The sequence below is a fragment of the Desulfobotulus mexicanus genome (genome assembly GCF_006175995.1).
GTDB lineage: Bacteria > Desulfobacterota > Desulfobacteria > Desulfobacterales > ASO4-4 > Desulfobotulus > Desulfobotulus mexicanus.
Map to the genome: position 1 here is coordinate 23,853 of NZ_VDMB01000017.1, position 13,714 is coordinate 37,566.

Annotated in this window: 8 protein-coding genes; all 8 read right to left on the reverse strand. The window is 50.2% G+C overall.

The window, feature by feature from the left end; genetic code table 11:
- Nucleotides 1-35: 35 nt before the first annotated feature.
- The gene (locus FIM25_RS12350; RefSeq protein ID WP_139449779.1) at nt 36-1,085 is read right to left on the reverse strand and encodes a Smr/MutS family protein; all 1,050 of its coding nucleotides are present in this window, start codon (nt 1,083-1,085) and stop codon (nt 36-38) included.
- Nucleotides 1,085-3,106: a DNA translocase FtsK gene (locus FIM25_RS12355; RefSeq protein WP_139449781.1), complete on the reverse strand. Its 2,022-nt coding sequence runs from the start codon at nt 3,104-3,106 to the stop codon at nt 1,085-1,087. The genes FIM25_RS12350 and FIM25_RS12355 overlap by 1 nt, the downstream gene beginning before the upstream one ends.
- A 201-nt stretch (nt 3,107-3,307) precedes the next feature.
- Nucleotides 3,308-5,500 (reverse strand): DUF4388 domain-containing protein, encoded by a 2,193-nt coding sequence (locus tag FIM25_RS12360; protein ID WP_139449784.1) that lies wholly within the window; start codon nt 5,498-5,500, stop codon nt 3,308-3,310.
- A 54-nt stretch (nt 5,501-5,554) separates the two neighbouring features.
- Nucleotides 5,555-7,834, reverse strand: coding sequence for a DNA topoisomerase IV subunit A (gene parC, locus FIM25_RS12365; protein WP_139449787.1), 2,280 nt, complete (start codon nt 7,832-7,834; stop codon nt 5,555-5,557).
- Entirely contained in the window at nt 7,831-9,771 is a 1,941-nt protein-coding gene (parE, locus tag FIM25_RS12370) for a DNA topoisomerase IV subunit B (protein ID WP_139449789.1), read from the reverse strand. Before parE ends, parC begins: the two co-directional genes overlap by 4 nt.
- Before the next feature lie 370 nt (nt 9,772-10,141).
- Nucleotides 10,142-10,897: an IclR family transcriptional regulator gene (locus FIM25_RS12375; RefSeq protein WP_139449793.1), complete on the reverse strand. Its 756-nt coding sequence runs from the start codon at nt 10,895-10,897 to the stop codon at nt 10,142-10,144.
- Nucleotides 10,894-12,894 (reverse strand): PAS domain-containing sensor histidine kinase, encoded by a 2,001-nt coding sequence (locus FIM25_RS12380; protein ID WP_139449795.1) that lies wholly within the window; start codon nt 12,892-12,894, stop codon nt 10,894-10,896. The genes FIM25_RS12375 and FIM25_RS12380 overlap by 4 nt, the downstream gene beginning before the upstream one ends.
- On the reverse strand, nt 12,891-13,670 hold the full coding sequence (locus FIM25_RS12385; protein ID WP_179953347.1) for a substrate-binding periplasmic protein: 780 nt from the start codon (nt 13,668-13,670) through the stop codon (nt 12,891-12,893). The genes FIM25_RS12380 and FIM25_RS12385 overlap by 4 nt, the downstream gene beginning before the upstream one ends.
- Nucleotides 13,671-13,714 lie beyond the last annotated feature (44 nt).

Below are 13,714 nucleotides of genomic sequence, written 5' to 3' on the forward strand. Positions count from 1 at the left end.
GTTTTCAAGTCTTTTTTTAAATTTGTTAAAAAAAACTATGGGTCAAAATGCTTGATGTAGACAAGAACGCTGCCACCGGGTACTTTTTTCTCGTTTTCCCATTTCCAGTACAGGACCAGACCTTCTTCTTCCATCTCACGGATTTTCTGATCCACAATATCAGGCAGCACAGCAGGGCCATCCGAGTGCAGCCCCCTGCCTGGGATGATCCTTACGGTGAAAGTCCCCTTTTCCTTTGCCTGCTGCAGAAAGATCTCCGTTTTAAGTCTGGCCTGAATACCTGAAAAACCATGGAGATCAAGGTTTTCCTGGGGCGGAGGATAACGGCGTAGACGTTCTTTCAGCGTTATGGGTGCAGAAGCGGGAAATCCGGCCTTTTTTTCCTTCAGCAGGATATTGCCGGTTTTATTGCCAAGGGTTGACCTTAGGCTTTTGGAAAAATCATCATAAGCATCGTCTTTCCACAGGGCGACATCCGGCGTTGGGGATGATTTTTTTGTTTCAGTTCTGGCAGTCTCTTTTATGTTTTCAGTAAAAACTTCAGTGAAATCAGTATGGTTTTTTAAAAGCGGGATACCGTTTTTATCCTTTAGAAGGGGCTTGGTTTTTTTTCCCGCAGCCATGGTTACTTTTTTTTTGATGTGGGAGGGTAACTTTTCTCCCTTGCTGGATAAGTATGGTCTTGCTGCTTCCATCTGTATCAGCAGATCCGTTTCCTGATCCAGAATGGGAAGGCCCTTGCTGTTTAAGCGGGATGGATTATTCTTTCCGGATTTCTGCTTTTTAAAAACCTTTTTTTCAGCACCTGAAAGAGGTCTTTTTTGAATCAGTCTCCCGGAGGTGGGTGGAGAGGACTCCGGATGCTGCATATCTTTGAACAGATCTTCCACTGGGGTTTCGATAAGGGGAATACCCTGCCTGTTTTTTTTCACAGGCTTCTGGCAGACAGGCGCTGCAGGTTTTTCTGATACAAAGGATGTGTCCGTATCATTATTTTTTTCTTGCAGGGTCAGTTTTTTTTCGGGATTTTTATCTTTGGCAGGGATCTGGCTGAACAGCCTCTGCAGTCCTTCAAATACACTCATCAGGCAAAACTTCCATTGGTTTCATCGGGTGCTGGCAAAAGGATTTCTCTGGGTCTGGCACCATCTGCAGGCCCCAGAATTCCTTCCTTTTCCATGGTTTCTATGATTCTTGCCGCACGGTTGTAACCGATGCGCAGATGACGCTGCACCGCAGAAATGGAGGCCTGCCGGGTACGGAGAACCAGATCCACGGCTTCATCGTAGCGATCATCATATTCGGTTTCTTCGGTGTCGGGAGCTTCTTTATGATCCGATTCTGTTATGTCCTGAATATATTCAGGTTCCCCCTGGGATTTGATGAAGTCCGTGATGCGGGTCAGTTCCTCTTCCGTGACAAAGGCTCCGTGGATGCGCTGGATGCGGGAGGTGCCGGGTGGTACATAAAGCATGTCTCCATTACCCAGAAGGCTTTCTGCTCCCATGCTGTCAATGATGGTTCTGGAGTCAATCTTCGAAGACACCTGAAAAGAGATGCGTGTGGGAAAATTGGCCTTGATAACACCGGTGAGAACATCCACTGAAGGTCTCTGGGTGGCAAGGATGAGGTGGATGCCCGCAGCCCTTGCCATCTGGGCCAGTCTGGCCAGGGCCACTTCCACATCCCTGGAGGCTACCATCATGAGATCCGCAAGCTCGTCAATTATAATAACGATAAAGGGCAGGGGTGCATCCAGACCTGTTTCCCGCATTTTTTTATTGTAACCTGTAATGTTGCGGGTTTTGTGATCCGCCAGCAGTCCGTAACGCCTCTCCATTTCCCGAACGGCCCAGTACAGGGCATTGGTGGCAAGTTTCATATCTGTGACCACAGGGGAGATGAGATGGGGGATGTCATTGTAAAAGGAAAGCTCAATGCGTTTGGGATCAATCATCAGCAGTTTTACTTCATCGGGCCTTGCCTTGTAAAGGAGGCTTGTGATCATGCTGTTGAGTCCCACACTTTTTCCCGTTCCCGTGGCACCTGCAATTAGGATATGGGGCATGTGATCCATTGGTGCGACAACGGGTCGGCCTTCAATATCTTTTCCAAGGCAGAGGGTCAGGCGGGATGGGTGCTGCATGAAGGAGGGAGACTCAATCACTTCCCGCAGTCTTACCATTTCCCTGTCCTGATTGGGAATTTCTATGCCGATGACGTCCTTTCCCGGGATGGGGGCAACAATGCGTATGCTCAAAGCTGAGAGGGCAAGTGCCAGATCATCGGAAAGGTTGACAATCTTACTGATTTTAATACCGGGTGCAGGGCGGTACTCAAAGGTTGTGATTACAGGCCCCGGAACAATGCGCACCACCTCACCACGGATACCGAAATCGCCCAGTTTTTTTTCAAGTATTTCTGATTTCATTTCCAGGGCAGCCCTGTCCTGAGTTGGAGGAGAAGGGTCCCTTGGTGTCAAAAAATCAGGTGAGGGCATTTCCCAGGAACTGTGCTGATACCTTTTCTTTTCCAGAGGAATGGTGGTAGGGGCTTGAGCCTTGTTTTCCGGTAAAGAAGATGCTGGCCGGATTTTTTTCTCCTGTCTTTCAGGGACAGATGCCTTGTCTTTTATGGTATCAGGGGCTTGTTCTGCCGGTTTTGGGTCAGAATGGGCCGGGCTGGCAGGGGGGGGCTGCTCAGGTGTCTTTTCCGGAGCTGGTGTTTTGGGTGGAGCTGATGCGGCTTCCGTAAGCGGATGCTCTGTTTTGTCCGTTAAAACAATTTCAGGGCCTGTTTTACCCGTTGCGGAATTCAGACGGGTCAGCATGTCATGGAAACGGCTGTATGCGGAATCATTAAGGGTCCGGTCTTTTTTTTGCAAGTTGATCAGTTTTCCTGCCAGATTCAGGGCGGCAGTGAGCAGCAGTTTTTCATTGCCTACGGTACTCTGGATTGGAGAAAAGTCCCTTTGTACATGGGCCAGTTCTGTTTTTAGAATGGCCAGCACGGATTCGGGGTTAGTCACATCGGATGAGGCGCAGATTTTATGCGGTGTTCCGAAAATATCTATGGTTATTATTTTTTCTGATTCTGCCTGTGACATGGATACTCCGTGTGTGTCAAAAAAATGGTAAGCGTCAGGTATTTTTTATTCTTAAATCCATGAGCTTTAATTTCAGCTGCTTAGTTCAGCCCTAAGGTATCCCGGCTGTTTGTGAGTGACATTGCAATCGTTTCGGATTGCGTCACGGTCAACAACCGGGATACATGTCTGACTGACAGATGTGGCCCTTAGCAAACGAAATCATGGCCTGATGGCAAAGGCATGGCCGCAGGTTTCGGGCCCATGGCTCTGCCTTTGAAAAACACTTTCATCCCTTGCTGTGACTACCCGGACTTCATTGGTATAGCCCCGGCTGAAAAGTTCCGAACTCCAGTACCAGCGGTTGGGGTCTGGAAGCGGGTAAGCCGGAGGATTTTTAAATATCTGGGCCAGCTCACTTTCTCTGGGCAGCCGCCAGTCCCTGTGACCACCTAGATTAAGGTTTTGTACAAAGGTTCTGGCTTCATGGAAATTAAGGCATTGGCCCGTATGGGCTTCTGAATCCGTCAGCATCCATATTTTTCCTGTCTGCCTGTCCTGTACCGTGCCATTGTTGAGATTTATAAAGCGCTGCTGTACTCCTGCAAGCCGCCGGTTCATCTCCCTTGTGGCATTTTCAAGTCTGGCTCTGGCCTCTGCGGCCCTTGCCCTTTCTTCCGCCTGCTGACGTTGCAGGGCCAGTGCCGCCTGACGCCTTCTTTCTTCAAGGGACTCCTGCTCACGCCTTGTTCTTTCTCTAATAATCTGGTCCCGCAGGGCCTGGGCCTGACTCCGGTAATGTTCCGGCGGGGACTCGGTGAGGTAACGGTCGAGGAGCGAGATGCGGGTCATTTCATTGAGGCCTGGGCGCTTTAGATCGGACTGCAGACTTTCCCACATCCTGTCTTCTGCTGTTTTCTGTTCCAGAAACCCTATACGCTGGCGGATAAAGGTTAAAATTTGTGGATCATTTTCTTCCCGCCTTGTTCTTTCAAAAAAACGCAGCCTTTCTTCATTGCTGTTCAGCCTGTCTGCGGAAGCCTGAAGATCCTCAATGCGCTGCTGCCGGAGAAGATTGTTCAGATGGATACGGGCCCTTTCCATACCTGCGTGTTCAGGGAAATCTTCCATATATTCACGGGCTGCGACCATGGCACGGGATCGTGTTTCTCTATTCTTGCCGGAAAGTCCGAGAATAAATGCCAGTCGTTGGTCTCCCCTTTCTTCTATGCTTTTTTCAAGAACTGCCATGCCGGGGTTTTCCGGAAAACGCTGCTGAAAGTCCCTTGCCCTCTGCAGCCAGTTTCTTTCGGCAATGTTTTCTTCTGTCATGGCAGCCATATCCTTTGCCATGGCAAGGATGCGATCCTCTCGCAGGGTTTTTACCGTATCTGCCCTTGGACCGTCAGGATGGCGTATGAGAAAACGCTCATAGAGCCTTAAGCCCTTTTCAAAGTCTTCGGGACTGGAAGAGAGCTGTTTTTCTTCGTTCATCAGCTCAAGGTAGTCCCTCTCCAGTATGCTTTGCCGGAGCTGACCCCTTGCGTGGGTAATTTCCTGGGCATGGGGGCTGTCCGGAAAGGCATCGAGAAAGCGGTTGAAAAGAACTTCCTGCTGTTCTGGCAGTTCCATGCGCAACAGGGATTCCTGTAATTCTGTGTAGGCCGTATTGTGCTGATATCTGGCATAGCCAAAGTAGGAAGCAGCAGCAGCGATAATAATAAATCCCATTGTTGTGAAGGTAAGAATCAGAAGCCGTTTCCTGCTGAATCTGGGGGCTGGCTTCGGATCTTCGGTTTTTTCTGCATGGGAAGAGCTGGGAGGTCTTTCGGACTGTTTTCCGGCCGACTGCATGGCCTGTATCCGGATGGGCTGCATTGATGCTTCTGGAGAAATGTTTTGGGTAAAATCCGTATTGGTAGCCTGACGCAGTTCATCGTCAGAAAATTCATAGGCACTAAGTGCGGCCAGCTCGTCATCTTCATCGTCATCAAAAACGCTTCCGCTGTCCTGATGGAAAGGCCTTGTCGGTTCCGGAGTTTCTTCAATTTCAAGCTCTGGGATTTCATCTTCTTCGTCTTCTTCATCACCGATGTTCTGGAGCTTTTCATCCTGAAGCCTTGCCCCTTCCATCAGAAGGTGCATCATGGGCACACGGATTTTTCTTTCAGTGGCAGCACAATCCCTTTGCATATGAATGACAGGATCTTTGAGGCAGAGAATTTCATAGGCCGCATCCAGTGCTGGCAGATCCCTGTAACTGGCATCAATGACCTCACCATCCCGGATATGGATTTCTCCCTGGGATTTTTTACCCTTCACCGTGAGTGTGCAGGTGGTTTTTTCCATCTGTACCATCTGGAGGAAAGCAGGAAGGCTGAAGCCCTGAATTTTTCCGCCTGGAGATAAGCTCATAAAATGCCCCTGGGTGCTTTAAGTTTTTGTGAATAAAGATTCGCCTTTTATGTCTTAGGACTCTTCTTTGTTTTCCGGGTGAAGAATCTCAAAGGACTGGACATTCCTGAATCCTCTGGGCAGCAGTTGTCCCCTGCGACCCCGTACTCCCCTGAAAGGATCGAGTTGTCCCGGCTTCAGGGTGAGGCTCCGTTTTCCGGCCCAGAGAACAAGACTGGTCTCCGGAGGGAGTACCATGAGATGCTTCAGTACTTCTTCTCCGCTGGCAGCTCTGGCGGCCAGTATATTTATAATCTTATTTCCTTTTCCCCTGGGAAGTACGGGCAGATCCTCAAGGGGGAAAACAAGCATGCGTCCTTCATTGGTTATGGCCGCAATAAGCAGGTCTTGAATATTGGAGAGTTTCAGTGGTTTTAAGGGAATGGCTTCCCGGGTCAGGGTAATGAAGGCTTTTCCTGCACGGTTTTTGGCCATCATATCCCCAAGCCTTGCAATGAAGCCATAGCCCGCATTGCTGGCCACGAGAAAACTGTCTTCGGGGTTGCCCATGAGCAGGTACAGGGGAACGGCATCCACAGGAAAACTAAGGCGGCCGCTGATGGGTTCTCCATAGCCTCTGGCCGAAGGCAGGCCATGGGCGGCAAGGGAGTAGGATCTGCCCGTAGAGTCGATGAAAACTGCCTGCTGATCACTTTTGCCCCGGACAGCATCAAGGAAGCCGTCTCCGGATTTATAGGAAAGGCTATGGCCGTCCACCTCATGGCCTTTGGCTGCTCGAACCCAGCCTTTTTCCGAAAGAATTACGGTTAGGGGTTCTGCGGGCATCAGTTCATCCTGTCGCAGGGGGCGGGCCTCTTCCCTTGCAACCACCTGGGATCTGCGCTCATCGCTAAACTGTTTTGCATCCTGAAGAATCTCTTTTTTAATGAGACTTTTCAGTTTTTTTTCCGAACCCAGAAGTGTCTCAAGGCGGCTGGCCTCTTCTTTACAGTCATCCTGTTCGGCTTTAAGTCTTACTTCTTCCAGCCTTGCCAGTTGCCGCAGACGGGTATCGAGAATGTATTCCGCCTGAATTTCCGTAAGGCCAAAGCGTTCCATCAGGATGGGCTTTGGTTTGTCTTCATGGCGGATAATGGCTATGACCTCATCAATGTTCAGGCAGGCCAGAAGAAAACCTTCCAGCAGATGCAGCCGTTCTCTGAGTTTATTCAGTCTGTGTTCCAGACGCTGACGCACGGTTTGTGTACGGAAGGCCAGCCATTGGGAAAGAAGACTTTTTAAGCCCAGAACTCCGGGTTTTCTGTCCATGGAGATGAGATTCATGTTGACCCGGCAGTTCTTTTCCAGATCCGTGGTTGCAAAGAGATGAGCCATAACGGACTGGGCATCTGTTTTCGGGCTTTTAAGGACAATTACAAGACGCACGGGATCTTCATGGTCGGACTCATCCCTGAGATCCACCACCATGGGGATTTTTTTGGTCTGCATCTGGCTTGCGATCTGTTCCAGAATTTTTGCACCCGAGGTCTGGTGGGGCAGGGCTGTGATAATGATTTCCCCGTTTTCCACCGTAAAGACCGCCCGCATTTTAATGGAGCCGTGGCCGGATTCGTAGATGGAAAGTATTTCCTGTCTGGGCGTGATGATTTCCGCACCCGTGGGGAAATCCGGACCCTGAATATACTGGCATAGGGAAGCTGTGTCCGCATCCGGGTTATCAATAAGGTGTATGCAGGCCGCAGCCACTTCTCCAAGGTTGTGGGGAGGAATGTCCGTTGCCATGCCCACTGCAATGCCGGATGCGCCGTTGATGAGAACATTGGGCAGCCTTGCCGGAAGGACTCTGGGCTCCGAAAGTGTGCCGTCAAAATTGGGTATCCATTCCGTGGTGCCCTGACCCAGCTCGGAAAGAAGCAGATCCGCATAGGCTGTTAGTTTGGATTCCGTGTAACGCATGGCAGCAAAGCTTTTGGGATCATCCTGGGCACCCCAGTTGCCTTGACCGTCCACAAGGGGGTAGCGGCAGGTGAAGGGCTGGGCAAGATGAACCATGGCCTCATAGCAGGAGGCATCTCCGTGGGGGTGGTATTTACCCAGCACATCACCCACGGTACGGGCGGATTTTTTATATTTGGCAGCAGCCTTGAGACCAAGCTCGCTCATGGCGTAGACAATACGCCGCTGTACGGGTTTCAGGCCGTCTCCTATGTGGGGAAGGGCCCGGTCCAGAATCACATACATGGCATATTCAAGGTAGGCTGCTTCCGTAAAGGCATCAAGGCTTAAGGCTTCATCGTCTTCCAGGGTATCGGGGGTGAGGATGTCTTCGCTCATGAAAGGATCTCCCCTTCTTCGGTATTTTCTGCAAGGGTTTTATCCCCATGGGTTTCCAGCCATACACGGCGGTCCTGGGACCGTTTTTTTGCCAGCAGCATATCCATCATATCAAAGGTCCGGCTGTTATTGTCCAGGGTAAGGCGTACCAGCCTGCGGGTATCCGGAGCCATGGTGGTTTCCTTGAGCTGCATGGGGTTCATTTCGCCAAGACCCTTGAAACGGACCACATTGATGGTGGTCTTTTTCCCTTTTTTCCTGGCAATCCGGTCTAAAATGGCTTTTTTTTCCGACTGATCCAGAGCATAAAAAACTTCTTTGCCAGCGTCAATGCGGAACAGAGGTGGCATGGCTACATGGACGTGTCCCTTTTCGACCAGAGGTCTGAAGTGTCGCATGAAGAGGGCGCAGAGTAGAGTGGCAATGTGCAGACCATCGGAGTCCGCATCCGCCAGAATACAGACTTTACCGTATCTCAGTCCGGAAAGGTCGTCTGAGGCAGGGTCAACGCCTATGGCAACGGAGATGTCGTGGATTTCCTTTGATGCCAGGACCTGTCCCGATTCCACCTCCCAGGTGTTGAGGATTTTTCCCCTAAGGGGCATGACTGCCTGAAACTGTCTGTCCCTGGCCTGCTTGGCAGAGCCTCCTGCAGAATCCCCTTCCACCAGAAAAAGCTCCGTTCTCCCGCTTTCATGGGAAACGCAGTCCGCAAGTTTTCCGGGCAGGGCCGGTCCTGCGGTGATTTTTTTTCTGGAGACTGTCTTTGCAGCCTTCAGTCTTTTCATGGCCGCCTGTATGACTATGGAGGCAACGGCTTCTCCCACTTCAGGGTGGCGGTTTAGCCAGAGGCTGAAGGTATCCTTGACTGCAGTGGAAATAAAGCTGGCAGCCTGACGGGACGAAAGCCGCTCTTTGGTCTGGCCGGAAAACTGTGGTTCCGACATTTTCAAAGAAAGGACAAAGGAGCAGGATTCCCACACATCCTCCGGTGCCAGCTTGACTCCCCGCTGCAGAAGGTTTCTGAACTCACAGAATTCTTTCAGGGCCGCCAGAAGTCCGGATCGGAAACCGTTGACATGGGTACCGCCCTGGGGGGTGGGGATGAGGTTTACATAGCTTTCTCCCACAGAACCCGGACCTTCGGCCATCCATGTGGCAGCCCATTCAACGGATTCATTTTCTGTATCATGGCTGCCGGTAAAGGGTACTTCGGGAACCCTTTCCTGCATACCCAGTGTGGTGTCCAGATAGTCCCTGAGGCCGTCTTCGTAGTGCCAGTGTTCCTTTGTTCCAGCAATTTCATTGGAAAAAATTACCTCAAGGCCGGGGCAGAGAACGGCTTTGGCCCTTAATATATGGCGTAGTTTGGTAACGGAAAAATCTGGAGCATCAAAATATCGGGGTTCCGGCCAGAATCTGACCTGGGTTCCTGTATTTCTTCGGCTGACCGTGTCTATGAGAGCAAGGTCTTCTACCCTGTATCCCTGTTCAAAGGCAATTCCGTAGCGATTGCCATCCCTTCGGATTTCCACTTCCAGACGGCGGGAGAGGGCGTTGACAACGGAAACTCCCACTCCGTGCAGACCACCGGAAAAGCGGTAGGTTTTGCTGGAAAATTTGGCCCCAGCATGGAGGCGTGTCAGAATAAGCTCCACGCCGGTGAGGCCTTCTGCCGGATGCATGTCTACTGGCATCCCCCGGCCGTCATCCAGCACGGAGAGGGACTGATCCTTGTGCAGGGTCACGGTGATTTTTTTTGCAAATCCTGCAATGGCTTCATCCACGGCATTGTCGATAACCTCCTGGGCCAGATGGTTGGGCCGCTGGGTGTCCGTGTACATGCCGGGACGCTGCCTTACAGGGTCGAGGCCCCTTAGAACCTCTATGGATTCCGATGTATATTCTGTGGATGACGGTGCCGCTCTGTCGAACATGAAAATCCCGATACCTCATTGTTGAAACTTTGGGGCAGCAGAGAAGTGCTTCTCCTGCTGCCGGAAACAAAGTTTTATATATACCTCAGATTCATCCGGAACGAAAACCGTCTTTTTATGGAAAATAAAAAAGGAGGTAACAGTTCAGCACAGTTTTCCAAGTACCATACCTGCAAGACAGATGCACAGGCCCCAGGCTATTTGCCCGTGACGCAATTTTATTCTTAGAGCTTCTTGCCGAAACGATTGCAATGTCACTTGCAAATAGCCACAGAGCCTTGTGCCAGTACGAAGCTGCTGTAATTACAGCATTGGCAGTTCAGAATAAACTGTGCTGAATAATAACAAAAGGAGGAGGCAAAGGGAAAAGTCAGGGAAGATAACCGAGGGCCCTTGAAACTTCCATGGCCGTTGCCAGAAGATCCCTTGTGTGATGGTCACGGTCCGGCCCGGAAAGCAGTGCCGGGCTGTCGGAGATGCTTATTGCTCCGGCACACTCTCCGGTACTGTCCCATACGGGGGCAGCAATGCAGCTCATTCCGTTCATGTATTCTTCGGATTCCGTTGCAAAACCCGTTAAGCGGATTTGTCTTATTTCCTCCCTGAAAAGGCCTTTTTCCGTACGGGTTCTGGGTGTGAAAGGTATAAAGTCAGTATTTTCCACAAACTCATTGTATTTTTCTTCAGGAAGAGCTGCCAGCATGACCTTACCCAGAGCCGTGCAGTAGGCAGGCAGTCTCGGTCCCAGATGATGCTGGAAACCAGCATGGAAGTGGGGAAAAAGGTTAAGGGTTACAAGGGCTGCATTTCTGTCCCATATGGCAAGTCTTGCCATACGCCGTGTGGATTCTGCCAGCCTGCGGGTGGGGACCATGCCCACCTGATTGATTTTTAAGGTGGCAGAAAGGTAGGTTCCCAGCTCATAAATTTTGAGACCCAGACCATATTTTCTGGTTTCAGGATCCTGCTGCAGAAAACCCTCTTCATGCAGGGTCTGCATCAGGCCATGTACCGTGGGTTTAGGCAGTCCCATCAGCTTGCTGACATCGGTTATGCCCAGTCTGGGATTCTTACTGGAAAAAAATGAAAGAATGCGGAGGGCACGCTGAACGGATTGTATGCTCATGGAATATCTGCTCCAGGGTTTTCCGGGGTGACGGTTTTCAGACCGTCAGGCTGTTGTTGTTCAATGGATAAGGGAAAGCGGATCACAAATCGTATTCCGCCACTTTCAGGGCTTTCACAGGAAATGGTCCCTTTAAGGGTCTGGGTTACAAGGTTGTAGGTAATGTGCATCCCAAGTCCTGTGCCGCCTTCTCCTCTGGCTGTGGTGTAAAAGGGATCAAAGATGTGTCTGAGGGTCTGGGGAGAAATACCTCTGCCATTGTCCCAGTAAATAATTTCTACTATATCACCGCTTGTACTTATATCAAAATGTATTTCTCCTTCATCATCCGGATCAAAGGCATGGGTTACGGAGTTGAGGATGAGGTTGGTGGCAATCTGGGAAATGGCTCCGGGATTCTGAAAAAGTAACAGGTCGTTTCTACAGTTAATAATAACTTTCTGGCAGGTATGCCGCAGTCTGGGGCTGAGGCTGAGCAGGGTATCCTCAATATGGGCCTTGAGCTTGAATTGTCTGCACTGGTTCGAGGTTTGATCCACGGCCACCTGTTTGAAGCTGGCAATGAGATCAGCAGCTCTCTGGAGGTTTGCCTGAAGAATTTCAGTGGCCTCCTTTGCCGTATCCATAAATGATGTGAAGTCTGACTGGCGCAGTTCGTTTTTAGAAAATAAATTTAGAATATTAAGGGTTTTTTCCCCGAGAAAGGTGGCTGCTGTAATGCTGTTGCCTATGGGCGTGTTTATTTCATGGGAAATGCCCGCCACAAGGGAGCCAAGGGAGGCCATTTTTTCCGATTGAACCAGTTGTTCTCTGGCACTTTGCAGGGCTTTGATGGAATCTGTCAGTTCCTTGTTAATTCTTTCAAGCTCATCACTACGTTCTTTAAGTATATTTTCAGCTTCCTTCTGCATGGTGATATCAAAGGCCATTTCATAGCGGACTACGCGGCCATCTGGCCAGCGGATGCTCCTGTTTAAACGGCGGAACCAGTTCAGGCTTGCAGGATTGAAAAACTCATGGGGTTTGGTATGAGGCTTGCCAGACTCTAAATTAAGAGTGGTGCAATGTATGCAGGGAAGATTATTGCCGTGGATAATTTCATGGCATTTTTTTCCTGTGGCATCTCCCCATAGTTCCTTGAATGCCTGATTAACAAAGAGAATTTCATGATTTGATGGATCTGTGACATAAATGACTTCATCAATACTGTCAAAAATGGAGAGAAGCTGTTCCCGCTCCCTGCTCAGATCGGCGGTTCTTTCTTTCACCCTCTGTTCCAGTTCCTGATTAAGTGCCTGTAGTCTGCTGAGAATTTCGTTGACGGTTTCCGCCAGTTGCCCAAGCTCATTTTCTTCATTGCCATGGGGGATTAAAATTCTCTGTTTTCCTGGTCTGGAGGGATGAATGGTGGAGATCTGAGTTGTCATGCGGAGCAGGGGCCGGCCCAGAGTATGGTAAAAAATATAGGCAAGGATTGCTGCCATAGTCAGATACTGGATGACATCCATCATCATTGCCAGAGCAGAGCGCCGGAAGAGCTCCATGAAAATGGGATGGGCATCCAGTTCAATTTCTATGTAGCCCACAGCCGTATTTGCAGGGGAGAAAACAAGGGCATGGCGGAAGGGTGCAGGCTGAATGATTTTTACCATGAGTGGGGTAAGGGCATGATCCGCCCGGTCTCTCTCCCTTTGTACGAAAACCATGCCGAAGTCATCCACAAGGCGGACACGGCCAATGATGGGAAGGGAGAAGAGGCCTTCTGCAATGCGTTCTCCCTGTCTTGTATCCAGATGGTAAAGGGACTGTGCCGCAGAGGCTTCGCTGATGATAAAAAGCTGCTCTATGTGTTCCTTCAGGAATTCCTGATCCCTGTAGTAGTCCGTGGTCATTCGTACGCTGCTGGTAATAAGGCCCGTGAGCATTGTCAGCGCAAGAACCCAGAAGGTCTGCCGTAGTGCCAGGCTGCGCCGCATATGCAGAGAAAAATTTTTCATGGTTCCCCCCGGACGGGCTGGGTAATGGTGAAATAGGGTTCAAGGGTTCCGTCAGCTTTCATCTCTTCTATGGCCCTGTTGATATCTCCAATAAGGGCCGAAGCCGGACTGTTCTTTGCAATACCGATGTGCATGTCCCATGATTCCAGAGGTACGGGCCATATGGAGAAAAAATGGGACTGGGGGATATCTTTCATTTGTTCTGAGATGCTGATTTCCTTGCCGATTAGCAGATCAATGCGACCGGCTCCCAGGGTTCGCAGCCCCGCTTCAATGCTGGGAAGGTTCTCAATATCAAGCTGATGAGAATCCGCTTTTTTTTCAATGCCAGGAGAATGGCCGGGAATCAGTCCCAGGGTGTATCCTTTCAGGCTTTCAATGCCTTTATATTCGAAGTTGGGATGTTTTCGTGTGTCGTAACAGATGATGGTGTGGCTGGTAAAAACAGGGAGGGAGTAGAGTAGCAGATCGTTAAGCTCATCCTGATGCTGAACAAGGAGAATACCGTCGAGTCTGCCGAAATCCAGCATCCGCAGTACACGGTTCCAGGGGTGTATCAGAACCTGTATGGAGTTACCGGTTCTGGAAAAGACTTCAGAAACAAGGTCAATGGCGGGACCCTGGCTGGCAGGACCATAGCTGCCTTCTACCAGTGGGGGCATGGGGTCTGTAGCCAGAATATAGGGGATGTCAGCACGCAGATTTCCCTGTCCCAGACAGAAAGTCGTGAGAAGGGCTATGGGTAAGAGAAGTCTGCGAAAAAATGAAAAAATCATAAAAAAGTCAGATGATAGAAACTGCACTCCGGTCAAGGTCTGCA

What these genes read in the sequence shown, in the direction of transcription:
- FIM25_RS12375 (WP_139449793.1), bottom strand. Translation starts at nt 10,897, where the DNA reads ATGAGCATACAATCCGTTCAGCGTGCCCTCCGCATTCTTTCATTTTTT.
- parE (WP_139449789.1), bottom strand. Translation starts at nt 9,771, where the DNA reads ATGTTCGACAGAGCGGCACCGTCATCCACAGAATATACATCGGAATCC.
- FIM25_RS12350 (WP_139449779.1), bottom strand. Translation starts at nt 1,085, where the DNA reads ATGAGTGTATTTGAAGGACTGCAGAGGCTGTTCAGCCAGATCCCTGCC.
- FIM25_RS12385 (WP_179953347.1), bottom strand. Translation starts at nt 13,670, where the DNA reads ATGATTTTTTCATTTTTTCGCAGACTTCTCTTACCCATAGCCCTTCTC.
- FIM25_RS12360 (WP_139449784.1), bottom strand. Translation starts at nt 5,500, where the DNA reads ATGAGCTTATCTCCAGGCGGAAAAATTCAGGGCTTCAGCCTTCCTGCT.
- FIM25_RS12355 (WP_139449781.1), bottom strand. Translation starts at nt 3,106, where the DNA reads ATGTCACAGGCAGAATCAGAAAAAATAATAACCATAGATATTTTCGGA.
- FIM25_RS12380 (WP_139449795.1), bottom strand. Translation starts at nt 12,894, where the DNA reads ATGAAAAATTTTTCTCTGCATATGCGGCGCAGCCTGGCACTACGGCAG.
- parC (WP_139449787.1), bottom strand. Translation starts at nt 7,834, where the DNA reads ATGAGCGAAGACATCCTCACCCCCGATACCCTGGAAGACGATGAAGCC.